The 23,882-nt window shown below is 67.4% G+C and carries 24 protein-coding genes, 3 tRNA genes, 1 other RNA gene and 1 riboswitch; of the genes, 19 read left to right on the forward strand and 9 right to left on the reverse strand.

Features of this window, described 5'->3' with window-relative positions; genetic code table 11:
• Nucleotides 1–53 precede the first annotated feature (53 nt).
• From queC to AZSP09_RS13675, 6 genes are all read left to right on the forward strand, one after another.
• The gene (gene queC / locus AZSP09_RS13650; protein WP_130459795.1) at nucleotides 54–743 is read left to right on the forward strand and encodes a 7-cyano-7-deazaguanine synthase QueC; all 690 of its coding nucleotides are present in this window, start codon (nucleotides 54–56) and stop codon (nucleotides 741–743) included.
• A complete protein-coding gene (locus AZSP09_RS13655) occupies nucleotides 743–1,849 on the forward strand; it encodes a YeeE/YedE family protein (protein ID WP_152090346.1) in 1,107 nt (368 codons plus the stop codon). The genes queC and AZSP09_RS13655 overlap by 1 nt, the downstream gene beginning before the upstream one ends.
• Nucleotides 1,850–1,921: 72 nt before the next feature.
• Nucleotides 1,922–1,997: transfer RNA gene (locus AZSP09_RS13660), tRNA-Lys, on the forward strand.
• A 60-nt stretch (nucleotides 1,998–2,057) separates the two neighbouring features.
• Nucleotides 2,058–2,133 (forward strand) — tRNA-Lys (locus tag AZSP09_RS13665).
• Between the two features lie 81 nt (nucleotides 2,134–2,214).
• A tRNA-Thr gene (locus AZSP09_RS13670) sits at nucleotides 2,215–2,289 on the forward strand.
• 94 nt (nucleotides 2,290–2,383) lie between these two features.
• A complete protein-coding gene (locus tag AZSP09_RS13675) occupies nucleotides 2,384–2,773 on the forward strand; it encodes a flagellar basal body-associated FliL family protein (protein WP_152090347.1) in 390 nt (129 codons plus the stop codon).
• 124 nt (nucleotides 2,774–2,897) lie between these two features.
• On the opposite strand, the gene AZSP09_RS13680 is transcribed toward AZSP09_RS13675, so the two are convergent.
• Together AZSP09_RS13680 and AZSP09_RS13685 are read right to left on the reverse strand one after the other, a co-directional pair.
• Nucleotides 2,898–5,174: an NADP-dependent malic enzyme gene (locus tag AZSP09_RS13680; protein WP_130459797.1), complete on the reverse strand. Its 2,277-nt coding sequence runs from the start codon at nucleotides 5,172–5,174 to the stop codon at nucleotides 2,898–2,900.
• A gap of 228 nt (nucleotides 5,175–5,402) precedes the next feature.
• On the reverse strand, nucleotides 5,403–6,896 hold the full coding sequence (locus tag AZSP09_RS13685; protein WP_152090348.1) for a cobyric acid synthase: 1,494 nt from the start codon (nucleotides 6,894–6,896) through the stop codon (nucleotides 5,403–5,405).
• A 115-nt stretch (nucleotides 6,897–7,011) separates the two neighbouring features.
• Between AZSP09_RS13685 and cbiB the strand changes: the two genes are divergently transcribed.
• From cbiB to AZSP09_RS20625, 6 genes are all read left to right on the forward strand, one after another.
• The gene (cbiB, locus tag AZSP09_RS13690; RefSeq protein ID WP_152090349.1) at nucleotides 7,012–7,983 is read left to right on the forward strand and encodes an adenosylcobinamide-phosphate synthase CbiB; all 972 of its coding nucleotides are present in this window, start codon (nucleotides 7,012–7,014) and stop codon (nucleotides 7,981–7,983) included.
• Entirely contained in the window at nucleotides 7,976–8,980 is a 1,005-nt protein-coding gene (gene cobD / locus AZSP09_RS13695) for a threonine-phosphate decarboxylase CobD (protein WP_152090350.1), read from the forward strand. The genes cbiB and cobD overlap by 8 nt, the downstream gene beginning before the upstream one ends.
• Complete coding sequence (locus AZSP09_RS13700) at nucleotides 8,977–9,861, forward strand: cobalamin-binding protein (RefSeq protein ID WP_152090351.1); 885 nt, start codon at nucleotides 8,977–8,979, stop codon at nucleotides 9,859–9,861. The genes cobD and AZSP09_RS13700 overlap by 4 nt, the downstream gene beginning before the upstream one ends.
• A gap of 9 nt (nucleotides 9,862–9,870) precedes the next feature.
• A complete protein-coding gene (locus AZSP09_RS13705) occupies nucleotides 9,871–10,614 on the forward strand; it encodes a hypothetical protein (RefSeq protein ID WP_152090352.1) in 744 nt (247 codons plus the stop codon).
• A 55-nt stretch (nucleotides 10,615–10,669) separates the two neighbouring features.
• Nucleotides 10,670–11,209, forward strand: a complete 540-nt coding sequence (locus AZSP09_RS13710; RefSeq protein WP_152090353.1) for a flavin reductase family protein — start codon at nucleotides 10,670–10,672, stop codon at nucleotides 11,207–11,209.
• Nucleotides 11,210–11,330: 121 nt separating this feature from the next.
• The gene (locus AZSP09_RS20625; protein ID WP_152090354.1) at nucleotides 11,331–12,791 is read left to right on the forward strand and encodes an ATP-binding protein; all 1,461 of its coding nucleotides are present in this window, start codon (nucleotides 11,331–11,333) and stop codon (nucleotides 12,789–12,791) included.
• Between the two features lie 10 nt (nucleotides 12,792–12,801).
• On the opposite strand, the gene AZSP09_RS13720 is transcribed toward AZSP09_RS20625, so the two are convergent.
• From AZSP09_RS13720 to AZSP09_RS13750, 7 genes are all read right to left on the reverse strand, one after another.
• Nucleotides 12,802–13,056, reverse strand: coding sequence for a hypothetical protein (locus AZSP09_RS13720; protein ID WP_232058797.1), 255 nt, complete (start codon nucleotides 13,054–13,056; stop codon nucleotides 12,802–12,804).
• A gap of 22 nt (nucleotides 13,057–13,078) precedes the next feature.
• Nucleotides 13,079–13,306, reverse strand: coding sequence for a hypothetical protein (locus tag AZSP09_RS13725; protein ID WP_152090355.1), 228 nt, complete (start codon nucleotides 13,304–13,306; stop codon nucleotides 13,079–13,081).
• A 7-nt stretch (nucleotides 13,307–13,313) separates the two neighbouring features.
• Nucleotides 13,314–14,621 (reverse strand): cobyrinate a,c-diamide synthase, encoded by a 1,308-nt coding sequence (locus AZSP09_RS13730; RefSeq protein ID WP_152090356.1) that lies wholly within the window; start codon nucleotides 14,619–14,621, stop codon nucleotides 13,314–13,316.
• Between the two features lie 116 nt (nucleotides 14,622–14,737).
• Nucleotides 14,738–15,340 carry a cob(I)yrinic acid a,c-diamide adenosyltransferase gene (cobO, locus tag AZSP09_RS13735; RefSeq protein WP_152090357.1) on the reverse strand — a complete coding sequence of 201 codons (603 nt, stop codon included), beginning with the start codon at nucleotides 15,338–15,340 and terminating at the stop codon, nucleotides 14,738–14,740.
• 43 nt (nucleotides 15,341–15,383) lie between these two features.
• Nucleotides 15,384–16,154: an ABC transporter ATP-binding protein gene (locus AZSP09_RS13740; protein WP_152090358.1), complete on the reverse strand. Its 771-nt coding sequence runs from the start codon at nucleotides 16,152–16,154 to the stop codon at nucleotides 15,384–15,386.
• A complete protein-coding gene (locus AZSP09_RS13745) occupies nucleotides 16,151–17,131 on the reverse strand; it encodes a FecCD family ABC transporter permease (RefSeq protein WP_152090359.1) in 981 nt (326 codons plus the stop codon). Before AZSP09_RS13745 ends, AZSP09_RS13740 begins: the two co-directional genes overlap by 4 nt.
• A 9-nt stretch (nucleotides 17,132–17,140) precedes the next feature.
• Nucleotides 17,141–19,150 (reverse strand): TonB-dependent receptor, encoded by a 2,010-nt coding sequence (locus tag AZSP09_RS13750; protein WP_152090360.1) that lies wholly within the window; start codon nucleotides 19,148–19,150, stop codon nucleotides 17,141–17,143.
• A riboswitch (cobalamin riboswitch) is annotated at nucleotides 19,149–19,359 on the reverse strand. Its footprint overlaps the gene before it by 2 nt.
• A 142-nt stretch (nucleotides 19,360–19,501) precedes the next feature.
• Between AZSP09_RS13750 and AZSP09_RS13755 the strand changes: the two genes are divergently transcribed.
• The 7 genes from AZSP09_RS13755 (at nucleotide 19,502) to AZSP09_RS13785 (ending at nucleotide 23,821) form a co-directional block, all read left to right on the forward strand.
• Nucleotides 19,502–19,705 (forward strand): hypothetical protein, encoded by a 204-nt coding sequence (locus AZSP09_RS13755; RefSeq protein WP_152090361.1) that lies wholly within the window; start codon nucleotides 19,502–19,504, stop codon nucleotides 19,703–19,705.
• Nucleotides 19,702–20,031, forward strand: coding sequence for a cell division protein ZapA (locus AZSP09_RS13760; RefSeq protein WP_130459812.1), 330 nt, complete (start codon nucleotides 19,702–19,704; stop codon nucleotides 20,029–20,031). The genes AZSP09_RS13755 and AZSP09_RS13760 overlap by 4 nt, the downstream gene beginning before the upstream one ends.
• A 37-nt stretch (nucleotides 20,032–20,068) precedes the next feature.
• Nucleotides 20,069–20,248, forward strand: a non-coding RNA gene (gene ssrS / locus AZSP09_RS13765) — 6S RNA.
• Between the two features lie 86 nt (nucleotides 20,249–20,334).
• On the forward strand, nucleotides 20,335–20,790 hold the full coding sequence (locus tag AZSP09_RS13770) for an EVE domain-containing protein (RefSeq protein ID WP_232058798.1): 456 nt from the start codon (nucleotides 20,335–20,337) through the stop codon (nucleotides 20,788–20,790).
• Nucleotides 20,780–21,583, forward strand: a complete 804-nt coding sequence (locus AZSP09_RS13775) for a sulfite exporter TauE/SafE family protein (protein WP_152090362.1) — start codon at nucleotides 20,780–20,782, stop codon at nucleotides 21,581–21,583. The genes AZSP09_RS13770 and AZSP09_RS13775 overlap by 11 nt, the downstream gene beginning before the upstream one ends.
• 244 nt (nucleotides 21,584–21,827) lie before the next feature.
• Nucleotides 21,828–22,148: a DUF485 domain-containing protein gene (locus AZSP09_RS13780; RefSeq protein ID WP_014235638.1), complete on the forward strand. Its 321-nt coding sequence runs from the start codon at nucleotides 21,828–21,830 to the stop codon at nucleotides 22,146–22,148.
• Nucleotides 22,148–23,821 (forward strand): cation acetate symporter, encoded by a 1,674-nt coding sequence (locus tag AZSP09_RS13785; protein WP_014235637.1) that lies wholly within the window; start codon nucleotides 22,148–22,150, stop codon nucleotides 23,819–23,821. Before AZSP09_RS13780 ends, AZSP09_RS13785 begins: the two co-directional genes overlap by 1 nt.
• The last annotated feature ends 61 nt before the right edge of the window (nucleotides 23,822–23,882 follow it).

The raw sequence follows: 23,882 nt of genomic DNA on the forward strand, positions 1-23,882 counted from the left end.
GACCGGGGGCCAGCCTTTATGCCGGCCCCCGCTCGCGGTATATTTGCCCCCCTATGACTGACATTCGCCCTGCCATCGTCCTGCTTTCCGGCGGCCTGGACTCCGCCACCTGCCTGGCCATCGCCAAGAGCGAAGGCTTTGCCCCCTATTGCCTGTCCTTCGACTACGGCCAGCGCCACAAGGCCGAGCTGCAGGCCGCCGCCCGGGTGGCGGCCGCCCTCGGCGCCAAGGAGCACCGCGTGGTGCGCCTGGACATCGGCCAGTTCGGCGGCTCCGCCCTCACCGACAGTTCCATTGCCGTGCCCGTCGAGGGCGTCCAGGCCGGCGGCATCCCCGTCACCTATGTGCCGGCCCGCAACACCGTCATGCTCTCCTTCGCCCTGGCCTGGGCCGAAGTGCTGGGGGCCAAGGACATATTCGTCGGCGTGAATGCCGTGGATTATTCCGGCTACCCGGACTGCCGCCCCGAATTCATCGCCGCCTTCGAACGCATGGCCAATCTGGCCACCAAGGCCGGGGTGGAAGGGGCCGAGCTGCATGTGCATGCGCCCCTGATCGACCTTACCAAGGCCCAGATCGTCCAGCGCGGCACCGCCCTCGGTGTCGATTACGGCATCACTGTCTCCTGCTACCAGGCCGACGACGAGGGCCGGGCCTGCGGCGTCTGCGATTCCTGCCGCCTGCGGGCCGAAGGCTTCCGCGCCGCCGGCCTGGCCGATCCCACGCCCTACCGTAGCGCCTGATGGACAGCCTGCCCGATCTGTCGCCCCTGCTGTGGCTGGCCGCCGGTCTCGGCGGCCTCTTCGGCGCCGTCGCTCAGCGCACCTGCTTCTGCACCATGGGCGCGGTGTCCGACATCGTGAACATGGGGGACTGGAACCGCATGGGCATGTGGCTGCTGGCCATGGGCACGGCGGTGCTGGGTACTGCCGGCCTGCAGCTGGCGGGCCTCATCGACGTGGCCAATTCCATCTACACCGCCCCCCGCCTGCTGTGGGCGTCCCACCTGGTGGGCGGCCTGCTGTTCGGCATCGGCATGGTGCTGGCCTCGGGCTGCGGCGCCAAGACCCTGGTGCGCCTGGGGGGCGGCAATCTCAAATCCCTGGTGGTGTTCCTGGTCATGGGCCTCACCGCCCTGGCCACCCTCAAGGGCCTGCCGGCCCTGCTGCGGGTCGGCCTGCTGGATGTCCTGGCCGTGGATCTGTCCGCCCCGGGCCAGGACCTGCCCCGGCTGCTGCAGCCTCTCCTGGGCCTGCCGCCGGCCACGGCGTCGGCCCTGGTGGCCGGCAGCGTCGGCGGCCTGCTGCTGGCGGCGCCCCTGCTGCGCGCCGACTTCCGCCAGGCCGAGTACATCCTCGGCGGTCTGGCAATCGGCGCCGCCGTGGTGGGCGGCTGGTTCCTCAGCGGCCATCTGGCCTTCGTCGCCGAACATCCCGACACCCTGCAGCCGGCTTTCCTTGGCACCAACAGCGGCCGCATGGAGTCCCTCACCTTCGTCGCCCCGCCGGCCTACGCCCTGGAACTGTTCGCCACCTGGAGCGACGCCAGCCGCAAGCTGACCCTGGGCATCGCCACGGTGCTCGGCGTCGTCGCCGGTTCCGCCCTGGTGGCCCTGTCCCGCCGCAGCTTCCGCTGGGAAGGCTTCCGCGATGCGGAAGACACGGCCAGCCACCTCATCGGTGCCGTCCTCATGGGCTTCGGCGGCGTCACCGCCCTCGGCTGCACCGTGGGTCAGGGCCTCTCCGGCATCTCCACCCTGGCCCTGGGCAGCCTCATCACCACCCTGTCCATCATTGCCGGCGCCTGGCTGGCCCTGCGCCTGCAGTACCGGCGCATGCTCAGCGAATAGCCCGCCCACCCGCATCAATCCCGGGTTTGACAGGCCCGGGGGTGCCCCCTATAATTCGCGCTCCGTTTTTGCGGGTCGGTAGCTCAGTCGGTAGAGCAGCGGACTTTTAATCCGTTGGTCGCGAGTTCGAATCTCGCCCGACCCACCAGCCTCTGGAAAAAAGAGGTGTACAAACGGAAGTAGGGCGGCTATAATGCGCCCCTCATTCGGGTTGTTAGCTCAGTTGGTAGAGCAGCGGACTCTTAATCCGTAGGTCGAGTGTTCGAGCCACTCACAACCCACCAGATTCAGGTAAAACGGCCTCCGCTAGGGGGCCGTTTTATTTTGCAGGGCTGCCGTTTTCTCGCTGGTGGCCCGAATGTGTGGCCCATGTAGCTCAGTGGCAGAGCACTCCCTTGGTAAGGGAGAGGTCGGCAGTTCAATCCTGCCCATGGGCACCATCCTTTCCGGTGGCGCCAAGCCGTCCGCAGCGCGCCCCGTCCGGGGCTATTTTTTTGTCTTGAGCCGGTGCAGGTTTTCTCTCCAGGGGAAGTCATGAAGATGATTGCGCGGAGTTGCTCTGTCCTGTTGTGCCTGTTCGCCTTCCTGGCGGCGCCGGCCTTTGCCAATGAAGGCGGCGGCGGGGCGGCGGCGGAGCCCCTGCGTTTCGTCGTCAATCTGGCCGGCAGCGGCCGCATCCTGCAGGTGGACATGGTGTTCGAAGTGGCCCACGCCGAGGTGGATGGGACTCTCAAGGCCATCCGTCCCAAGGTGCAGCACAAGCTCATCATCCTGCTCTCCTCCGAGCAGCCGGAACAGCTGCTGACCCTGGAGGGCAAGAAGGCCCTGGCGGAAAGCATCCGCGACGTCCTCAACAGACTCCTCGACGAGACGCCCAAGAGCGGCGTCAAGGAAGTGCTGTTCACCAACTTCATCATCCAGTAGGCGAGTCCGCCTTCCTGGTCGCCAGGGCCGCTACAGGCGGTGCCGGGCGGCAAGAAAAAAGCCCCGGGGCCTTGCGGCCGGCGGGGCTTTTCTTTTTGGCCGGGGCTAGCCCGGCCGTTGCGACTCAGCGCTGCTTCTTTGCATCCACCACGGCCAGGGCCGTCATGTTCACCAGGCGGCGCACGGTGGCGGTGGCGGTCAGCACGTGCACCGGCTTGGCCACACCCATGAGGATGGGGCCGATGGTGACGCCTTCGCCGCCGGTCATCTTCAGCAGGTTGTAGGAGATGTTGGCGGCGTCCAGGTTGGGCATCACCAGCACGTTGGCCTCGCCCTTGAGGGGGGATTCCGGATCGGACTGCAGGCGGATTTCCTCGGACAGGGCGGAGTCGCCGTGCATTTCTCCGTCGATCTCCAGGTCCGGGGCCTTGGCCCGGGCGATGTCGGCGGCTTCGGACATCTTGCGGGCGGAGGCGGACTGGGAGGAGCCGAAGTTGGAGTGGGAGAGCAGGGCCACCTTGGGGGTGATGCCGAAGCTGCGCACGGTCTCGGCGGCCATCACGGCGATGTCGGCCAGCTGCTGGGCGTCCGGGTTCTCATTGACGTGGGTGTCGCAGAGGAACAGGGCCCGGTTGGGCAGCAGCAGGTGGTTCATGGCGGCCAGGGTGTTGTGGCCGGCGGCCTTGCCGATCACCTCTTCCACCTGGCGCAGGTGGTGGGCGAAGCGACCGCTCATGCCGCAGATCAGGGCGTCGGCGTAGCCGAGCTTGACCAGCATGGCGCCGATGATGGTGTTGTCGGAGCGCAGGCGCATCTTGGCGATGTCGATGGTGACGCCGCGACGCTTCATCAGCTGGTGGTAGGCGCTCCAGCATTCCTTGTAGCGCTCGTCGTAGTTGGGGTTCACCACTTCGAAGTGCTCGCCGGCCTTGAGCTTGGAGCCGATCTTCTGCAGCCGGGCTTCGATCACTTCCGGGCGGCCCACCAGGATGGGCTTGGCCAGGCGCTCTTCCAGGATCACCTGGATGGCGCGCAGGACGCGCTCGTCCTCGCCTTCGGCGTAGATGACGCGGCTGGCTTCGCCCTGCTTGGCGGCGGAGAAGACGGCGCGCATGCCGACGCCGGTGTGGGTGTTGAATTCCTTCAGCTTGTCCCGGTAGGCGTCCATGTCCACGATGGGACGGGTGGCGACGCCGGATTCCATGGCGGCCCGGGCTACGGCCGGGGCGATGATGGAGATGAGGCGGGGATCGAAGGGCTTGGGAATCAGGTACTCGGGGCCGAAGGTCAGCTGCTGGCCCTGGTAGGCCATGGCCACTTCGTCGCTGACTTCTTCCTGGGCCAGGGCGGCGATGGCCTTGACGCAGGCCAGCTTCATTTCCTCGGTGATGCGCTTGGCACCCACATCCAGGGCGCCGCGGAAGATGAAGGGGAAACAGAGGACGTTATTGACCTGGTTGGCGTAGTCGGAGCGGCCGGTGGCGATGATGGCGTCGGGACGGACTTCCTTGGCCAGTTCCGGCATGATTTCCGGGGTCGGGTTGGCCAGGGCGAAGATCAGCGGGTCCTTGGCCATCTGCTTGACCATCTCGGCCTTCAGCACGCCGGCGGCGGAGAGGCCGAGGAAGATGTCGGCACCGACGATGGCGTCGGCCAAGGTGCGGGCGCTGGTTTCCTGGGCGTAGCGGGCCTTGGTGGCTTCCATCTTGGCGTCGCGGCCGACGTAGATGACACCCTTGGAGTCGCAGACGGTGACGTTCTCGCGCTTGATGCCCAGTTCGCACCACAGGTTGAGGCAGGAGATGGCGGCGGCGCCGGCGCCGGAGCAGACCACCTTGACGCTGGCGATGTCCTTGCCGATGACCTTGAGGCCATTGAGCATGGCGGCGGCGGAAATGATGGCGGTGCCGTGCTGGTCGTCGTGGAAGACGGGGATGGACATGCGTTCCTTCAGCTTCTCTTCGATGTAGAAGCATTCGGGGGCCTTGATGTCCTCCAGGTTCACACCACCCAGGGTGGGTTCCAGGGCGGCGATCATGTCGATCAGCTTGTCCGGGTCGTTCTCGGAGATTTCGATGTCGAAAACGTCGATGCCGGCGAATTTCTTGAACAGGCAGCCCTTGCCTTCCATCACCGGCTTGGCGGCGAGGGGGCCGATGTTGCCCAGGCCCAGCACGGCGGTGCCGTTGGTGACCACGCCCACCAGGTTGCCGCGGGAAGTCATTTCGTCCACGGCGTTGGGGTTGGCGACGATTTCCTCACAGGCGTAAGCCACGCCGGGGGAGTAGGCCAGGGCCAGGTCCCGCTGGTTGGTCAGACCCTTGGTGGGGCGAACGGCGATCTTGCCGGGGGTCGGCAGGCGGTGATATTCGAGCGCTGCTTCGCGCAGATCCTTTTCCATGACTTAACTCCTGGGGAGCCGCGCGGGCTCCCGGGCTTGCTGTGAAAAATAAAAGAGCGGAAGTATGCGGGTTTTTCCCAATGGACGCAAAGAGCGGTTATCCACAACTGCTTGTTGCGGCACAGCATTTTGGCCTCGGGAAGCGGGCGGAAAAAGCGCGAAAAATCGCTTCCGGGAATGTCGCCGCTGACGGGGTGGCGGTCGCTGCCGGCCGCCACCCGAGGAGACCTACCAGGGCTGGCCGGGCAGGGCGGCGCGCCACTTGTCCCAGTCGATGGCGGCAGCGGTGGCGTCGGCCAGGCGGTTGAGGTCCGCCTCGCGCCGGGCCACCGGGTCCACCGTCTGCGCCGGGGCGAAGCCCATCTCGGCACCGGCCCAGGCCAGCAGGGCGGCGAGGGCCGCGGGCTGGTCGAAGAGGCCATGGCAGTAGGTGGCGAGGATCTGCCCGTCCGCCGACAGGGCGCCGTCAGGGCGGCCGTCGGCGAAGATGGCGGCGGGCCGCTCCAGGGCCGGGCCGTGGCTGACGCCCATATGGATTTCGTAGCCGGCCAGGGCCGCGTCCCCGGGCAGGCACAGCCGGCCGCTCACGTTGCGCAGCTGCTTTTCCGCCGCCAGGGTGGTTTCCAGGTCCAGCAGGCCGAGGCCGTCGGCGGAGCCGGGGGCGCCTTCCAGGCCGAGGGGGTCGTGCAGGCGGCGGCCCAGCATCTGCAGGCCGCCGCAGATGCCGATGACCTTGCCGCCGTAGCGCAGGTGGCGGCGCAGGGCAGTGTCCCAGCCATGCTGGCGCAGCCAGGCCAGGTCGGCCTGGACGCTCTTGGAGCCGGGCAGGACGATCAGGTCCACGTCCTGGGGCGGCGCCTCGTTGGGGCCGATGAAGCGGAAGTCCACTTCCGGATGCAGGCGCAGGGGGTCCAGGTCGTTGTGGTTGGAGGTGCGCGGATAGACAGGCGCCACGGCCCTGAGACGGCGGCCCTGGCTGGGACCAGCATCCAGGCTGGTGCGGGCCACGGCATCCTCTGCGTCCAGGTACAGGCCGTGCAGGTAGGGCAGGACCCCCAGAACGGGTTTGCCGGTGCGGGCCTCCAGCCAGTCCAGTCCCGGCTGCAGCAGACTGATGTCGCCGCGGAAGCGGTTGATGAGAAAGCCCACGGTGCGCTGCTGTTCGCTCTCCGAGAGCAGCGCCAGGGTGCCCACCAGATGGGCGAAGACGCCGCCCCGGTCGATGTCGGCCACCAGCACCACCGGGCAGTCCACCGCCTCGGCGAAGCCCATGTTGGCGATGTCCCGGTCCCGCAGGTTGATCTCCGCCGGGCTGCCGGCCCCTTCCACCAGCACCGCCTCGTATTGGTCGCAGAGGCGGCCGTAGGATTGCAGCACCGCCGCCATGGCCCGGGGCTTGTACTCGTGGTAGTCCCGGGCGTTGAGGTCGGCCACCGCCTGGCCGTGGATGATGACCTGGGCGCCGGTGTCGGTGTTGGGTTTCAGGAGCACCGGATTGAAGTCGGTATGGGGCTCCAGGCCGGCCGCCAGGGCCTGCAGGGCCTGGGCCCGGCCGATCTCGCCGCCATCCACGGTGACGGCGGAATTCAAGGCCATGTTCTGGGACTTGAAGGGCGCCACGCGCACGCCGCGCCGGTGCAGCAGACGGCACAGGGCCGCCACCACGGTGCTCTTTCCCGCGTCCGAGGTGCAACCCTGGACCATGAGGGTGGGCTTATTCATTTAAAATCCGCTCTTTCGTGCCAGGACGATGCAAAAGCGCCGGCACTGTTGCCCGGTCGGCCGGCCGCTCTGTGCGGCCCCCGCCCGGGGTCTGATTGAAACCACGGATTATCCCATGCCCAGCTGGCTTGCCCTGCCCTTAGCCGCCCTTCTCGGCGTCGGTCTCGACCGGCTGCTGGGGGAGCCGCGTCGCGGCCATCCCCTGGTGGCCTTCGGCGCCCTGGCCAACTTGCTGGAAAAAGCCCTGCGGCCGCCGCCCGCCGTCGCCTCCCGCTCCGCCCTGCGCATCTTCGGCCTGCTCGCCTGGAGCTTCGCCGTGCTGCCGCCGGTGCTGCTCGCCGCTTGGGCCAGCGCCACGCCCTGGCTGGGCATCCTGGCCGACGCCGGCCTGCTCTACTTCGCCCTCGGCGCCCGCAGCCTGAAGGAACACGCCGACGCCGTGGCCGTGCCCCTGGCCGGCGGCGACCTGGCCACGGCGCGCCAGAAGGTGGGCTACATGGTCAGCCGCGATACCACCGCCCTGGACGAATCCGGGGTGGCCAAGGCCTGCGTCGAATCGGTGCTGGAGAACGGCAACGACGCCGTCTTCGGCACCCTCTTCTGGTTCGCCCTGCTGGGCGGTCCCGGCGCTTTGTTGTTCCGCCTGGCCAACACCCTGGATGCCATGTGGGGCTACAAGAACGAGCGCTTCCTGCACTTCGGCTGGGCCGCCGCCCGCCTCGACGACCTGCTCAACTGGCCCGCCGCCCGCCTCACCGCCCTGACCTACGCCTGGCTCGGCAACACCCGCCAGGCCCTGGCCTGCTGGAAAGCCCAGGCCCCCACCTGGGAAAGCCCCAACGCCGGCCCGGTGATGGCCGCCGGCGCCGGCTCCCTCGGCGTCCTCCTGGGCGGTGCCGCCATCTACCACGGCCGGGAGGAACAGCGCCCGCCTTTGGGCGAAGGCCGCCCTGCCGCCGCCTTCGACATCGACCGGGCCAGCCATCTGGTGCAACGCGGCCTGGTCCTGTGGCTGGCAGCCATCGTTGCCCTGCTGCCCCTCATCGCCCTGGTGCAGTTCCTTCTCGGAAAGGTCTTCCATGCTTGAACACGGCGGTCGCCTGCGCCAGGCAGCCCGGCAGTGGGGCATTCCCCTGGCGGACTGGCTCGATCTGTCCACCGGCATCAACCCCTGGGCCTATCCCATTCCCGGCATTCCCATCGGTGCCTGGCAGCGCCTGCCGGAAGAGGAGGACGGCCTGGAGGTGGCCGCCCGCAATTACTACGGGGCCAAGCACGTGCTGGCCCTGGCCGGCTCCCAGGCTGCCATCCAGACCCTGCCCAAGCTGCTGCCACCGGGCCGGGCGGCGGTGCTGGCTCCGTCCTACGCCGAACACGCCGCCGCCTGGGTCAAGGCCGAATGGGCCGTCACCCCCTTCGCCCCGCCCCGGCTGGAAGAGGTGGCCAAGGAGCACAACGTGGTGGTGGTGGTGAACCCCAACAACCCCACCGGCGAGCGCATCACCGCCCGTCGCCTGCGCGCCGCCGCCCGGGCTCTGGCCAAGCGGGGCGGCCTGCTGGTGGTGGACGAGGCCTTTGCCGACGCCGATCCCCGGGATTCCCTGGCCGACCTAGCCGGCACCAAGGCGGCGCCCAACATCATCGTGCTGCGTTCCCTGGGCAAGTTCTTCGGCCTGGCCGGGGCCCGGGTCGGCTTTGCCATCGGTCGGCCCGAACTGCTGGAGGCCCTGGCCGACACCCTGGGCCCCTGGCCGGTGGCCGGCCCGGCCCGCTGGGTGGCCCGCTGTGCCCTGGAAGACCGGGCCTGGCAGGCCGACATGCGCCAGGAATTGCAGGTGGCCGCCGAGCGCCTGGAAACCCTGCTGCAGGACAGCCTGGGGGCCAGCACCGGCACCGGCCTCTTCCGCTGGCTGCCCCATCCCCGGGCCGACTGGGTGTACGACGAACTGGCCCGCCGCGGCATCCTGGTGCGCCTGTTCCTGGAAGTGGACGGCTCCTCCAGCCTGCGCTTCGGCCTGCCCGGTAGCGACGACGAATGGTGCCGCCTGGAAGGCGCCCTCAACGAACTGAGGAAGGATCTATGAAAGCCGTGCTGCTGCTATCCCTGGCCCTCTGCGGCGGCGCCGCCCAGGCGGCCGACATCGTGCTCAAGGACGACACGGGGGCGACCCTGCGGCTGCCGGCCCCGGCCCGGCGCATCGTCAGCCTGGCGCCCCACATCACGGAGAATCTCTTCGCCGCCGGCGCCGGCGGGCAGGTGGTGGGCACCGTGGACTACAGCGACTATCCGGAGGCGGCGAAGAAAATCGCCCGGGTCGGCGGTTACTCCCGCCTGGACCTGGAAGCGGTGGCGGCCCTGCGTCCCGACCTCATCATCGCCTGGGAAAGCGGCAACGCCCCCGGCCACGTGGCCAAGCTGCGCAGCCTGGGCATCCCGGTCTTCATCTCCCAGCCCAACCGCATCGAGGACGTGGCCGAGCAGCTGGAGAAGTTCGGCCAGCTGGCCGGCACCAGTGCCGTCGCCAACGGCGCCGCCGCCCGCTTCCGCGCGCGGCTGGCGGAAATCCGCAAGCAGTATTCCGGGCAGCCCAGGGTGCCCACCTTCTACCAGATCTGGAAACAGCCCCTGATGTCCGTCGGCCGCCAGCAGATCATTTCCGACGTCATCAGCCTGTGCGGCGGCAGCAACGTCTTCGGCCAGGTGGAGCAGATGGCGCCCAAGGTGAGCGAGGAAGCGGTGCTGGCCGCCAATCCGGAAGCCATCATCGCCAGCGGCATGGGCGATTCCCGGCCCGAGTGGCTGGACGACTGGAAGCGCTGGAAGCAGATCACCGCCGTGGTCCGGGACAACCTCTTCTTCGTCCCGCCCGAGCTGATCCAGCGCCACACGCCGCGCATCCTGGAAGGGGCGGCCCGCCTCTGCGAACACCTGGAGACGGCCCGCCACCGCCGTCCGGCCCGGTAGGTCGCCGCCATGCGCATGCTCCTGCTGCTGTGCTCCCTGTTCCTGGCCTGGGGCGCCCGGGCCGAGGCGGAAATGGATTCCGAGACGGACTTCCATTTCCGCGCCTTCGGCATCGAGCCGGCAGACCGGGTGGAGTGGGGCGAAGGCCATCTCACCGCCGGCGTGGACCGGGAGCTGCGGCCCGAGCGGGGCACCCGGCGGCGCACGGTGACGCCCTTGGAAGCCACCTTCGGCCTGGGCGCCGGCTTCAGCGCCGTGGTCGGTCTGGAGGGCAGTTCCCGCACTCTCTTCGACGACGGCAGCGGCTCCCGCGCCGCCTCCCGGGAGGTGCTGCTCAAATACGCCCTGCCGGCCTGGAACGGGCTCCACGTGGCCGCCTTCGCCGGCGCCAACCGCCTGCATGACCAGGAGCACCACAGCCACACCCGGGGCTTCAGCCTCAACCTGGACACGGACCTGGGCACCTTCGGCAGCGGCTATTCCCAGGACCGACGGCGTCCCGGCGAGCCCCACCAGGGGCGCGAGTGGGGCGTGAACTGGTTCCGCCTGTGGGACGCCGGCCCCCTGCACGGCTGGGGCCTGGCGGCGGAGGCGCGCTTCGTGCGCAGCCCCCTGGGGGAACGCATCGACCACTGGCTGCTGGGCGTCGCCCGGGTGGTGGGCAAGGGCCTGCTGGCGGACGTGGCCATCGGTGGCAGCGGCGGCGACACCGACGCGCGGCGGCTGACGGCGGGCATTTCCTGGTTCTACTGAGCCCTTTGCCGCCGGGCTGGCTATGATGGAAGGGTTCTGCCCGCCGGAGCCCGCCATGAAAAAACAGTCCGTTCCCCTCGCCGAAGCCTACCGCCTGCTGGAACCCGGCCCGGTGCTGCTGCTCACCACCGCCGATCCCCGGGGTGGGCGGCCCAATGTGATGACCCTCTCCTGGCACATGATGATGGAGTTCGAGCCGCCCTTGGTGGGCGTCCTGGTCAGCGGCCGGGACGACAGCTTCGCCTGGCTCGAGGCCAACGGCGAGTGCGTGCTCAACATTCCCACCGCCGACCTGGCGCCCCAGGTGGTGGCCTGCGGCAACAGCCACGGGCGCCGCCGCGACAAGTTCCGCCTCACCGGCCTGACGCCGAGTCCCGCCTCCCGGGTTGGCGCTCCCCTCATCGACGAGTGCTATGCCAGCCTGGAGTGCGTGGTGCACGACCGGGGCTGGGTGGCGCGCTACAACCTGTTCGTGCTCGAAGTGGTGGCCGCCTGGGCCGAACCGCGCAAGCGTCCCCGCACCCTGCACCACCGGGGCTGGGGCGAATTTGCCGTGGCCGGCTCGGTGCTGCGCCTGCCCTCGGCCATGAAGTGAGATGAAGATTTGACCCTGCGGCTTCGCCCCGCCCGGGAACTAGGGTCTTGCCGGGTGGCAGGGCGGCGGCCGGCGCTGTACCCTATCGGCATGCAATCGTGTCCTAGGATCAGGGAGCGTCATGGAAGCTTTTGTCTGGGATGAGCGTTTCGTCACCGGCATCCCCAGCGTGGATGCCCAGCACCGGCATCTGGTGGACATCGTCAACCGGGTCGGCGACCTCTTGCTGGCCGAGGGCGAGGGCACCGACGAGGCCCTGCAGAAGATTTTCAAGCAGCTGGCCGACTACGCCCATCTGCATTTCGCCGACGAAGAGCGGCTGATGACGGAGCTGGGCCTGGACATCCGCCACCAGGACCTCCACGTGCAGCACCACCGCCAGTTCGTCGAGCAGCTGCTGTCCATGTGGCAGGCCCGTTCCTCCCTCAGCCAGCCGGCTGAGACGGTGCACGGTTTTCTCGCCGCCTGGCTGACGGTGCACATCCTGGGCGAGGACCAGGTCATGGCGCGCCAGATGTCCCGGGTCCAGGCCGGCCAGTCCGCCGCCGAGGCCTTCGCCGCCGAGAGCGGCGAAGTGGCCGACAGCACCAGCGCCCTGCTCGACGCCCTGGGCCGCCTCTACCACCTGGTGTCCCAGCAGAACCGGGACCTGGCGGCCATGAACCAGCAGCTGGAGGCCAAGGTGGAGGAGCGCACCCGGGAGCTGTCGGCGGCCAACGTCCGCCTGGCGGCGGAGCAGGCCGAACTGGCGCGGCTGCTGCAGAAGGTGGAAAGCACCCAGCAGCAATTGCTGCAGTCGGAAAAGATGGCGGCCATCGGCCAGCTGGCGGCCGGGGTGGCCCACGAGATCAACAATCCGGTGGGCTTCGTCCATTCCAACCTGGGCAGCCTGAAGCAGGACATCGCCCTGCTGTTCAAGGTCATCGACACCTACGAGCAGCACCTGCCGGACAGCGGCCCGGCCTTCGCCGCCCTGCAGCAGGTGCGGGAGGAGGCGGACCTGGCCTACCTGAAGAGCGACCTGCCGGCCCTGCTGGCCGAGTCCGACGAGGGCCTGGCCCGGGTCACCAAGATCGTCAAGGACCTCAAGGATTTCTCCCACGTGGACGAGGCCGAGCTGCAGACGGCGGACCTCAACAAGGGCATGGAAAGCACCCTCAACGTGGTGTGGAACGAGCTCAAGTACAAGGCCGAGGTGGTGCGGGAGTACGGCGACATTCCCCTGGTGCAGTGCATGCCGGCCCAGATCAACCAGGTGTTCATGAACCTGCTGGTGAACGCGGCCCACGCCATCCCTGAGCACGGCACCATCACCGTGCGCTCGGGCCGGGAAGAAAACGGGGTGTGGATGGAGGTGCAGGACACCGGCAAGGGCATGACGCCGGAAGTGCAGAAGCGCATTTTCGAGCCCTTCTTCACCACCAAGCCGGTGGGCAAGGGCACGGGCCTGGGCCTTTCCCTCTCCTACGACATCGTGGTCAAGAAGCACGGCGGCCGCATCGAAGTGCGCAGCGCCCCGGGCCAGGGTTCCACCTTCCGCGTCAGCCTGCCCCTGGAGCCGGCCGCCCCAGGGGCCGCCTAGGCCTCAGGGTTCAGCCGCCGCGGTGGTTGGCGGCGTCCTGCTGCTCCTCCTGCACCATGAGGCGACGCAGGACGAAGGGAAAGAAGCCGGAAATGATGAGGGAGACGGCCGTCACCAGGGCGGCGATGCCGGCGCCGCTGTCGGCCAGGATGGGATGCAGGAGGGCGCCGAATCCGGCCAGGCTGGCCACGGCGGGCACCAGGCAGAGCAGGCCGAGAAACTCCATGACGATGAAGCTGAGGGGCAGATTTTTCATGGGGACCATGATGCCAGACTCGGGCGCCGGGCTAAAGCCGGGCCACCAGGGCGCGGATGCGGGCCACCGTCTCTTCCGGCCGGGCCTGGCGGGAGACTTCCAGGCCCAGTTCCCGGGCCAGCCGGTTGAGGGCGATGGGATTGAGGGGAATGCCGCCGGCGTCGATGGCGGCGATCAGCCGCCGGGCCCGTTCCTCCGGGCTGGCCGGCGGGAGCGGCCGTTGCCGGCCCAGGAGACGTCGCAGCAGGCGCGCCAGCATGACGCTCTCAGGCCCCCAGCAGGCGGGCCACCGCCTCCGGGTTGGCGGGGAAGTAGAAGTGCACGTAGGAGGCGGTGAGGCGGCCGACCCGGTAGATGGGCTCCCCCGGCGTGTTGCCGGTGAGCTTGAGCGCCCGTACCAGGGGTTCCAGGGGCGTGTTGCTGGTGGAGTAGTGGAAGCTGTGGCCGGGCAGGCGGCCTTCCGGCAGTTCGGCGGCCATCAGGCCCAGGGCGGCCAGCTTCTTCTGCATGCGGCTCTCGCCGGGCAGCAGGCCGAAGCCGGCCGTGCTTTCCCCCGTCACCGAGACCAGGGTTTCGAACAGGCTCATCATGCCGCCGCATTCGGCCAGCAGGGGCTTGCCGGCGGCCGCGTGGGCCTGCAGGGCGGCGGCCATGGAGCGGTTGGCGGCGATGGCGGCACCGTGCAGTTCCGGGTAGCCGCCGGGCAGCCACACAGCGTCGCAGGGGGGCAGGGCGGCGTCGGCCAGGGGCGAGAAATGGACGAGGCGGGCCCCCAGGTTTGCCAGGCATTCCAGGTTGGCCGGGTAGGCGAAGCAGAAGGCGGCGTCCCGGGCCACTGCCACGGCCTTGCCCGCCAGCAGGGGGGGCAGGGCGGGCGGCGGGGCCGGGGCGAAGTGTACCGGCGGCGGCAACTGGGCCGCGGCGGTGGCGGCGAGGGCGTCGGCCATGGCGTCCAGGCGCTGTTTCAGGTCCTCGATCTCGGCGGCGGGGAGCAGGCCCAGGTGGCGCTCCGGCATGGCGGCGTCGTTGTCCCGGGACAGGTGGCCGTACCAGGCGATGTCGGCTTCATCCAGGGTGTCGCGGCACAGTTGGGCGTGGTAGGCGCTGCCGACCCGGTTGGCCAGCACCGCGCCGATGGGGGCGCCACCGCCCTGTTCCTCCCGGTAGTGCTTGAGGCCGAAGGCGACGGCGCCGAAACTGCCGGCCATGGCGGAGGCGTCCAGCACCAGCAGGATGGGCAGGCCCAGCAGGCGGGCCAGGGCGGCGGCGGAGGGTTCGCCGTCGTTGAGGCCCATCACCCCTTCCACCAGGATCAGGTCGTTCTCCGCCGCGGCCCGGGCCAGGCGCCAGCGGGCGTCGGCCTCGCCGCCCATGCGGAAGTCGATGTTGTCGCAGGGCTGGCCGCTGGCCACCTGGTGGATCTGGGGATCGAGGAAGTCCGGGCCGCACTTGAAGACCTTGACCCGGCGCCCCTGGCGCGCGTGGAGCCGGGCCAGGGCGGCGACCACGGTGGTCTTGCCCTGGCCGGAGGCGGGGGCGGCGACGAGGAGGGCGGGGCAGGCGAGGGAAGTCATGGGCGGCGGCTCGGTGGAGATTTTGGGGGGATGGCCTGGGAGGCAGGCGGGACGGGCATCGGCGGCATGCCGTCGCCAGGATGCCCGTGTCTATTGCCGGTCAGGCCGGCGGCCCTTCAGAACTCGATCCCGGGCATGGCGGCGACGCCGGCCTGGAAAGCGTGCTTGACCATGCCCATTTCGGTAACGGTGTCGGCGGCGGCCACCAGGGCCTCCGGCGCGGCGCGGCCGGTGACGATGACGTGCTGGTGCGGCGGGCGGGCGGCGAAGGCGGCCAACACCGCATCCAGTTCCAGCCAGCCGTACTTGAAGGCGTAGGTCAGCTCGTCCAGGATCACCAGGTCGATGGCCGGGTCGGCGAGGTAGACACAGGCCTGCTCCCAGGCGGCCCGGGCGGCGCGCAGGTCCTTCTCCCGGTCCTGGGTTTCCCAGGTGAAGCCTTCACCCATGACGTGCCAGTGCACCCGGGGCTGCTGCCGGAAAAAGCCTTCCTCGCCGGTGTCGGAGCGGCTCTTCACCAGCTGGATGACGGCGGCGCTGTGGCCGTGGCCCAGGGCCCGGGCGAGGACGCCGAAGGCGGCGGAACTCTTGCCCTTGCCGTTACCGGTATGCACCAGCAGGACGCCGCGCTCCTGGCTGGCCTGGGCGATCTTGGCGTCGACCACTTCCTTCTTGCGGGCCATGCGGCTGTTGTGGCGTTGGTTGCGCTCGTCGCTCATGGGGAACTCCGGGAATCGGGGAAAAAGGGAAAAGAAGCGGGAATCAGCAGGGGATGAACCAGCGGCTGCCTCCGTCCTCCACCTCCCGCAGGGGATGGCCGTAGAGGCGGCTAAGGTGGGCAGCGGTGAGGATCTCGGCCACCGGGCCGCTCTCCCAGGTGCCGTCGCCCTGCAGCAGCAGGGCCCGGTCGCAGTAGCGGGCGGCCAGGCCCGGGTCGTGCAGCACCATCACCACGCCGGCGCCCCGCTCCCGGGCCAGGCCGGCGAACAGTTCCAGGGCGGTGATCTGGTGGGAGAGGTCCAGGTGGGCCAGGGGCTCGTCCAGCAGGTAGAGGTCCGGCGCCTGGGTCAGCAGGGTGGCGATGGCCAGGCGCTGGCGCTCGCCGCCGGAGAGGGAAGGCGTCTCCCGCTGTTCCATGCCGGCCAGCCCCACCCGGGCCAGGGCGGCCCGGGCCAGTTCCGCATCGGCGCCCGATTCCCAGTCCCAGCGGCCCAGGTGGGGATGGCGCCCGGCCAGGGCCGTCTCCAGCACGCTGGAGGCGAAGGCGTCGGCCTGGGTCTGGGCCATCCAGCCCCGTTGCCGGGCCGCCGCCCGGGGCCCCAGTTCCCCATAGCTGCGCCCCTGCAGGCGCACCTCGCCGCCCTGGGCCGGACGCAGGCCGGCCAGGGTGGACAGCAGGGTGGACTTGCCGGCCCCGTTGCGTCCCAGGATGGCCAGCCGTTCCCCCGGCTGCAGTTGCAGTTCCAGGTCGCGGCAGACCTCCCGGTCGCCGATGCGCACGGTGAGTCGGCTGGCTTGCAGCAAGGCAGTCATCGCGGCGCCCGGGTGAGGAGGAAGAGGAACACGGGCACACCAATGAGGGCGGTCAGCACCCCCACCGGCAGCTGCTGGGGCGCCGCCACGGTGCGGGCCAGGGTGTCGGCCAGGGCCAGCAGGGCGCCGCCGGCCAGCGCCGAGGCGGGCAGCAGCAGGCGCTGGTCGTTGCCCACCGCCAGGCGCACCAGATGGGGCACCACCAGACCGACGAAGCCGATGGAGCCGGCGGTGGTGACGGCGGTGGCGGTGGCCAGGGAAGCCACCACATAGACCAGCCGGCGCAGGCGCACCACGGCCACGCCGAGGGCCTGGGCCGTGGCCAGGCCCCGGGCTAGCAGATTAAGTTCCCGGGCAAAGGGTAGGGCCAGCAGCAGGGCCGCCGCCAGGGCCAGCAGGGGCGGCCGGGCATCGGTGGCCTGGGAGAGGTCGCCCATCAGCCAGTAGAGCATGCCGTGCAGCTTGTGCTCCGGCGCCAGGGACAGCATCAGGGCCACCAGGGCGCCGCAGCCGGCGGCGACGATGACCCCGGTGAGAAGTAGGCGGGTCTGGGTCCACGAGCCGTCGCCGTGGGCCAGGCCGAAGACCAGGAAAGTGGCGGCCAGGGCGCCGCTGAAGGCGAGGCCGTTGATGCCGAAGGCGGACAGCCCGAGCAGGATGGCCACCAGGGCGCCGACCCCGGCGCCGCCGGAGATGCCCAGCACATAGGGATCGGCCAGGGGATTGCGCAGCAGCACCTGCATCAGGCAGCCGGCCACCGCCAGCAGCCCGCCGCAGGCAAAGGCGGCCAGGGCCCGGGGCAGGCGCAGGTTATGCACCACCGCGTAGCCCGGCGCCTCGGCGTCCCCGAGCAGCCCCTGCAGGACGACGCCGGGGGGAATGCTGATGCTGCCCACCGCCAGGGCCACGACCAGGCTCACCCCGGCCAGCAGCACCAGCAGGGCAATGACGATCAGGGCACGACGGCGGGAGGGCATGGTTGGTCTTTAGAAAGTGGCCTTGAAACCGACCAGTGCGCTGCGAGAGAAGTTGATCGGATAGATGCCGTTGTCTCTGGTCCAGATGCCGTTCTTGTGGTCGAAGAGATTCTGGACCGTGGCGAACAGTTCCCAGCCTTGCAGGCGGTAGCGGTAAGTGAGGTTGGTCAGATTGTAAGCAGCCTGGCGCTGACTGCGGTTATTGGCGAAATCCCCGATGGCGTAGCTGTCACTGCGCCAGTTCTGGCTTAGGGTCAGTTCCGAGCGCTGGGTGAAGGCATAGGTTCCGGATAGGGCGAGGTTGTGATGGGGGACACCGGGAAGTTCCTTGCCATCGAAGGCGCCATTGCCCTGGCTTTCTCTATCGATGATTGAGCGGGTATAGGCGTAGTTGGCGTTCAGCGACAATTGAGGCGTGGCTTGCCAGAACTGCTGGACTTCCAGGCCGTACTTGTGGGATTTGTCGATGTTGGTGTTGAAGCTGGTCAGCCAGTTTCCGGTGTTGTAGTAATAAATTTCGTTGTCCAGATTGCTTCGGAAAACAGCAAGCTTGAAGCGGTTTCCCGGTGCCATTCGATTGAGCCCCAGCGTCAAGGTTTTCGCTTTGGCCGGGTTTATGAAGGCGTTGAAGGTGCCCCCAACGAAGAATCTGTCAACATCCGGCGCCTGAAAGGCTTGGTTAAGGTTGGCGAAAACGGAATAGCGGCTATCTAGCCGCTGGTTGATGCCCAGATCCCAGGCATCCAGGTCCCGCTCTCGGGACAATTGAGCGCCGCCAGCGGGTAGATGCTCATAGCGAACGCTTTCTCTGCGCGTCCCTGCTGACAGAGTGGTGTCGCCGAGGCGATAGACGCCCTGAACATAGTAGGCACGGCTGTTTTTCTTGGTTTGATCAAATGCCTGGATACGATTGCCGTCCGTACTCTGGAAGCCTGCTGTAAGGTCAAAGGTGTCGCCGGTGTGGACCACGGCCAGATCGTTGCCTTCGATGTCGTAGTCTGCCTTGAAGGTGCCGACGAACTCTGAGTGCTTGTCTTCCCGGCGATGAGCGTAGGTGAGTTTGGTGCTGTCGTTCAGGCTCCACTCGCCGCCCAGGCGCCATTGGTCGGTAGTGAATTGCTGATGTGTATATCTGGTGGCACCGGCTTGTGAAGGGTCTGCATCAAACTGGGCTTGGGATAGTGCGTTGGGGTAGCGAGTGTCGATGTAGGTACTGGAGACATCGACGTTCAGCCATAGATCACGCAGAGGACGTACCTTCAGCGCAGCTCGTTCATTGCGCATTTCGGAGGAATCCTTATGGCCGCTGATATCCGCCTGACTATATCCGCCATGCTTGCTGTGGTCGGCGCTGGCGGAAATGCTGTAGTTCTCGCCTTGCGTGCCAGCAGCAGTGTTCAGCCCTAGCGCGCCGTCGGTACCGGTATAGGCGCCGATAGAGATACCTGAATAGGGGCGGGTATGAATCTGGATCGTACCTGCCATGGCGCCATCCCCGTTGAGAACGGAACCGCTCCCTTTGGTGATTTCAATACGGTCGATGGCGGATAAGGGAATGGCGCCCAGCAGTTGGGGCACCATGTCGATATTGTTCAGGCGCTGTCCGTCGAGGCTGACGGCAATATTCTGGTAGCCGTTCTCGCTGCCGTAGCCGCGCATGTCGAGCATGGGGGTAAAACGGTTGCCAAAGCTGGGGGCAACATTTACCGAGCTATGCTGGGCTAGGTAGTCGAAAAGGGTTTGGGCCCCGGAGCGGTCAATCATCGGCCGGGTGTGTATTTCGGCAGCGTAGGCGGCGTCTGCCTCAGCATAAGCAACGCGGGTTGCTGTTACCTTAATGGTTTCCAGTTCCGTGCTTTGGGCGTGGGTGTGGGCGGTGAACAGCAGGCCGAGGGAGGCTGCAGAAAGGGAAATGCATGGTTTCATGAGGTGAGACTCCTCGTATCCGGCGAGCGTCCCCGCAATGCCGGAAGGTGGCGAAGGAAGTGAGCTGATGGTGGTCGGGCCGATCCGGCTCACTCGGTATTCCGTTCAGGCCGGTATCCGGGCTCGGAAGTCTTGATCCATCGCCTTCCCGGGGGTGACCCAGTGGCATCGTGATGGACCCGCACTTCCTTACCGTTGCGGGGGCAGCACAGGCATTGCGCCGCTGCTGGCGGCGCGCACCTGTTTCCCGTTTAACCGCGGAGGAGGACTCCTCCCGCGGCACCTGACGCGGAGCGTTGTCCCTGGTGGAACAACGGGGGCGGATGGTACTCCATACCTGCCTGTATGGCGAGGCCGGCGCCTGGGCGCTTCGGCATAAAACACATTCAAAATATGGTCTTAGTCCTTGACCTTGCGTGTTTTTGGCCTCTATAGTTCGCGCCTATGACTAAGCAATTGGATGCCCTCGAGGGCAAGGTGGCGCAGGTGGTCAACCTCTGCCACAGCCTGCGGGCCGAGAACCAGGAACTGCGCGCCCGACTGGCCAGCGCGGAAGACGAGCGCCTGCGTCTGGTCGAGCGCATGGAGGCGGCCCGTGTCCGCCTCGAGGCGCTGGCCGAGCAGTTGCCGGAGGAGGGCAAGGCATGAGCGGCAATTTCATCGACGTGGCCATCCTCGGCCGCGAATACCGGGTGGCCTGTCCGCCCGGCGAACAGGAAGCGCTGCTGGCTGCCGTCGCCTATGTGGACCGCAAGATGCAGGACATCGCAGCCAAGAGTAAGACTGCTGCCGCCGAGCGCGTGGCGGTCATGGCGGCCCTGAATATCGCCCACGAACTGCTTTCCGCCGGGAAGGCGGAGAGCCCCGCAGAAAATCCTGAAACCCCCGTTGACGGCTCTGACTTTCAGCGTAGAATCGGAGCCATGGAAACACAGTTGGACGCGGCCCTCCAAGGCCAGGAACCCTTGTTCTGAAGCCTTCTTGGCCGCACCAGAAAAAGTTTCCGCCGATTGTCCCCTGCGGTGTTCGTCAAGGCCATATATTCCTTGAACCAATGCTAATTGGCATCGGCCGCGAACCACTCATCCGCTGTTGTGAGCGCCCTTCGTCGGGTGCACCTGATGCGGACGGCAAGCGACCACTCTGAACTCAGGTTCAGGATGCCGGCCTAACGGCACAGGCGGGGGCCTAATACAGCAGCGCGGTGCGAGCAATCCACCGCGCTGTTTCCTTTTGTGGCCCCTCTTTTCCCCTGTTCGCCCATGGCTTACTGGCTGATGAAATCCGAGCCGGACGAAGTGTCCATCGACGACCTGGCCCGTCTCGGCCGGGTGCCCTGGTTCGGCGTGCGCAACTACCAGGCCCGCAATTTCATGCGCGATGCCATGAAGCTGGGCGACGGCGTGCTCTTCTACCATTCCGGCTGTGCCGTGCCGGGCATCGCCGGCCTGGGTCAGGTGGCGTCCGCCGCCTACGCCGATGCCACCCAGTTCGATCCGGCCAGTCCCTATTTCGATGCCAAATCCTCGCCCGGGCAGCCCCGCTGGCTCAACGTGGATGTGGCCTTCGTCGCCCGCGGGCGCTTCGTGGCCCTGACCGAGCTGCGGTGCCATCCGGCCCTGGCGGCCATGGGAGTGCTGCAAAAGGGCAGCCGCCTGTCCATCACCCCGGTGACGGCGGAAGAGTGGCAATTCATTACCCGCAAGTTGATGGAGCTGAACGATGTTTTTTGATTTCTGGTGGCTGGCCTATGTGAGTCTGGGCCTCTTCGCCGGTTTCATGGCCGGCCTCCTGGGCATCGGCGGCGGCGCCGTGATGGTGCCCCTGCTGGTCATGATCTTCGCCGGCCAGCAGTTCCCGCCGGAGCAGATGCTGCATCTGGCCCTCGGCACCTCCATGGCTACCATCATCTTCACCGCCATTTCCAGCCTGCGCACCCACCACCAGCATGGCGCCGTGATGTGGGACACGCTGCGCTCTTTCACTCCGGGGGTGCTGGTGGGGACCGTGCTGGGCACCCAGCTCGCCGCCCGCATTTCCACCCAGGGCCTGGCCCTGTTCTTTGCCTGCTTCATTTCCTGCGTGGCGTTGCAGATGGCGTTGAACTTCAAGCCGAAGCCCCACCGGGAACTGCCCGGCCCGGCCGGCCTGGGGCTGGCGGGCGGGGTCATCGGCGCCCTCTCTTCCCTGGTGGCCATCGGCGGCGGCTCCCTGACGGTTCCTTATCTGGCCTGGTGTAACGTGCCGGTGCGCAACGCCATCGGCACTTCGGCGGCCCTCGGCCTGCCCATCGCCTTCTTCGGCACCCTGGGCTACATCTGGAACGGCTGGGGCGAGGCCGGCCTGCCGGCCTGGAGCGTTGGTTACGTCTATCTGCCGGCCCTGCTGTGGGTGATGGCGGGCAGCGTGGTGGCGGCCCCGGTGGGGGCGCGTCTGGCCCATCGCCTGCCGGTGGCGACCCTGAAGCGGATTTTCGCCGGCGTGCTGGTGCTGCTGGCAGCCAAGATGTTGCATGGCGTCATGTAGATGGCGGCTTGCCGACCTTGATGCATATGGAAAGGGCCTGCGGGCCCTTTTTTGTTTTTGCGCCGCGACATACGGGCGGGTATGGAAATTTGCGTAACTGTTATATCATTGCGTAATCCATGTCCGTTCCCGGACGCAATACGGGTTTCCCACATTGGGGAAAACCCGCCGGGAGGGCTGGGTAGAGGGGGAGTCGGTCTTTTTCTGCCGACCTAAACAAATACTCAAACTGAGGAGAACACTCGTGAGCAGCGCTGCCTACGAACGGATTCGCAACAATCCGAAGTTCGACAAGCTGGTTGCCACCCGCAGCCGCTTCGCCTGGACCCTGTCTGCCGTGGTCCTGATCCTGTACTACGGCTTCATGGCCGTGGTCGCCTTCAATCCCACCCTGCTGGCCTCGCCCCTGGGCGAAGGCCGTATCGCCACCATCGGCTGGCCCATCGCCGCCCTGATGATGCTGCTGTTCTGGGTCATGACCGGCCTCTACGTGCATCGCGCCAACGGCAAGTTCGACGAAATCAACGCCGAACTGATCAAGGAAGCCACCAAGGAGGCCCAATAATGCGTAACCTGTCCCGCTTCCTGCCCCTGTTGGGCCTGCTGCTGGCCGCCGGTGCCGCCTATGCCGGTCCCGGTACCGTCGGCGAGGCTGAAAAGCAGCCCCTGAACGTGGCCGCCATCGCCATGTTCGTGGCCTTCGTGCTGTCCACCCTGGGCATCACCTACTGGGCCGCCAACCGCACCAAGTCCACCGCCGACTTCTACACTGCCGGCGGCGGCATCACCGGTTTCCAGAACGGCCTGGCCATTGCCGGCGACTACATGTCCGCCGCCACCCTGCTGGGTCTGACCTCCATGGTGTTCGCCAAGGGCTATGACGGTTTCGTCTACATCGTCGGCTTCTTCGTCGGCTGGCCCATCATTCTGTTCCTGATGGCCGAGCGCCTGCGTAACCTGGGCCGCTTCACCTTTGCCGACATCACCTCCTACCGTCTCGACCAGAGCAAGGTGCGGACGGTGGCTGCCATCTCTTCCCTGACCGTGGTGCTGTTCTACCTGATCACCCAGATGGTCGGCGCCGGCCAGCTGATCAAGCTGCTCTTCGGCCTGGACTATGAGGTGGCCGTGGTCGTGGTGGGCGTGCTGATGATGGTCTATGTGACCTTCGGCGGCATGATTGCCACCACCTGGGTGCAGATCATCAAGGCCTGTCTGCTGCTTGGCGGCGGCACCCTGATGATGCTGCTGGCCATGTCTCACTTCGGTTTCGATTTCGAAACCCTGGTCACCAAGGCCACCGAAGTGCACAAGGACGGCACCAAGATCATGGGTCCGGGTTCCCTGCTGGCCGATCCGGTCAATGCCGTGTCCCTGTCCCTGGGCCTGATGTTCGGTACCGCCGGCCTGCCCCACATCCTGATGCGCTTCTTCACCGTGCCGGATGCCAAGCAGGCCCGCAAGTCCGTGTTCGTGGCCACCGGCTTCATCGGCTTCTTCTTCCTGGTGGTGGTGCTGCTGGGTATGTCCGCCATCGTTCTGGTCGGCACCAACCCCGAGTTCTTCGAAGGCGGCAACGTCGGCGGCAAGATGATCGGTGGCGGCAACATGGTGGCCATGCACCTGGCCAAGTTCGTCGGCGGTAACATCTTCCTCGGCTTCCTTTCCGCCGTGGCCTTCGCCACCATCCTGGCCGTGGTTTCCGGCCTGGCTCTGGCCGGCGCTTCCGCCATCTCCCACGACATCTACGCCAATGTGATCTGCAAGGGCAAGCCCAAGGGCGGTTCCGAACTGAAGGTGTCCAAGATCGCCTCCATCTTCATCGGTCTGGCTGCCATCGGCCTGGGCATCATGTTCGAAAAGCAGAACCTGGCTTTCATGGTCGGCCTGGCTTTCGGCATCGCTGCTTCTGCCAACTTCCCGGTGCTGATCCTCTCCATGTACTGGAAGGGCCTGACCACCAAGGGCGCCATTGCCGGCACCATCTGCGGCCTGACTGCCGCCGTGGTCTTCGTGGTGCTGTCCAAGGCCGTGTGGGTGACCGTGCTGGGCAAGGCCCAGGCCATCTTCCCCTACGACCAGCCGGCCCTGTTCTCCATGCCCCTGGCTTTCCTCATCGCCTTCGTGGTCTCCAAGCTGGATACCAGCGCCCAGGCCAAGCGCGAGATCGAAGCCTTCGACGACCAGTACGTGCGTGCCCAGACCGGTCTGGGTGCCGCCGGCGCCAGCAACCACTAAGCGCCAGCTGCAGCGTCAGCGTCATAAAAAAGCCCCGGGAGTTTCCCGGGGCTTTTTCTTT

The sequence above is a fragment of the Azospira sp. I09 genome (assembly GCF_009177135.1).
Lineage (GTDB): Bacteria > Pseudomonadota > Gammaproteobacteria > Burkholderiales > Rhodocyclaceae > Azospira > Azospira oryzae.

Bases quoted from the DNA above. Each gene is read 5' to 3' on its own strand.
- AZSP09_RS20625 (WP_152090354.1), top strand. From the start codon at position 11,331: ATGGAAGCTTTTGTCTGGGATGAGCGTTTCGTCACCGGCATCCCCAGC.
- AZSP09_RS13770 (WP_232058798.1), top strand. From the start codon at position 20,335: ATGAAATCCGAGCCGGACGAAGTGTCCATCGACGACCTGGCCCGTCTC.
- AZSP09_RS13710 (WP_152090353.1), top strand. From the start codon at position 10,670: ATGAAAAAACAGTCCGTTCCCCTCGCCGAAGCCTACCGCCTGCTGGAA.
- AZSP09_RS13755 (WP_152090361.1), top strand. From the start codon at position 19,502: ATGACTAAGCAATTGGATGCCCTCGAGGGCAAGGTGGCGCAGGTGGTC.
- cobD (WP_152090350.1), top strand. From the start codon at position 7,976: ATGCTTGAACACGGCGGTCGCCTGCGCCAGGCAGCCCGGCAGTGGGGC.
- AZSP09_RS13675 (WP_152090347.1), top strand. From the start codon at position 2,384: ATGAAGATGATTGCGCGGAGTTGCTCTGTCCTGTTGTGCCTGTTCGCC.
- cobO (WP_152090357.1), bottom strand. From the start codon at position 15,340: ATGAGCGACGAGCGCAACCAACGCCACAACAGCCGCATGGCCCGCAAG.
- AZSP09_RS13700 (WP_152090351.1), top strand. From the start codon at position 8,977: ATGAAAGCCGTGCTGCTGCTATCCCTGGCCCTCTGCGGCGGCGCCGCC.
- queC (WP_130459795.1), top strand. From the start codon at position 54: ATGACTGACATTCGCCCTGCCATCGTCCTGCTTTCCGGCGGCCTGGAC.
- AZSP09_RS13740 (WP_152090358.1), bottom strand. From the start codon at position 16,154: ATGACTGCCTTGCTGCAAGCCAGCCGACTCACCGTGCGCATCGGCGAC.
- cbiB (WP_152090349.1), top strand. From the start codon at position 7,012: ATGCCCAGCTGGCTTGCCCTGCCCTTAGCCGCCCTTCTCGGCGTCGGT.
- AZSP09_RS13760 (WP_130459812.1), top strand. From the start codon at position 19,702: ATGAGCGGCAATTTCATCGACGTGGCCATCCTCGGCCGCGAATACCGG.
- AZSP09_RS13745 (WP_152090359.1), bottom strand. From the start codon at position 17,131: ATGCCCTCCCGCCGTCGTGCCCTGATCGTCATTGCCCTGCTGGTGCTG.
- AZSP09_RS13680 (WP_130459797.1), bottom strand. From the start codon at position 5,174: ATGGAAAAGGATCTGCGCGAAGCAGCGCTCGAATATCACCGCCTGCCG.
- AZSP09_RS13705 (WP_152090352.1), top strand. From the start codon at position 9,871: ATGCGCATGCTCCTGCTGCTGTGCTCCCTGTTCCTGGCCTGGGGCGCC.
- AZSP09_RS13685 (WP_152090348.1), bottom strand. From the start codon at position 6,896: ATGAATAAGCCCACCCTCATGGTCCAGGGTTGCACCTCGGACGCGGGA.
- AZSP09_RS13730 (WP_152090356.1), bottom strand. From the start codon at position 14,621: ATGACTTCCCTCGCCTGCCCCGCCCTCCTCGTCGCCGCCCCCGCCTCC.
- AZSP09_RS13775 (WP_152090362.1), top strand. From the start codon at position 20,780: ATGTTTTTTGATTTCTGGTGGCTGGCCTATGTGAGTCTGGGCCTCTTC.
- AZSP09_RS13725 (WP_152090355.1), bottom strand. From the start codon at position 13,306: ATGCTGGCGCGCCTGCTGCGACGTCTCCTGGGCCGGCAACGGCCGCTC.
- AZSP09_RS13720 (WP_232058797.1), bottom strand. From the start codon at position 13,056: ATGGTCCCCATGAAAAATCTGCCCCTCAGCTTCATCGTCATGGAGTTT.
- AZSP09_RS13785 (WP_014235637.1), top strand. From the start codon at position 22,148: ATGCGTAACCTGTCCCGCTTCCTGCCCCTGTTGGGCCTGCTGCTGGCC.
- AZSP09_RS13655 (WP_152090346.1), top strand. From the start codon at position 743: ATGGACAGCCTGCCCGATCTGTCGCCCCTGCTGTGGCTGGCCGCCGGT.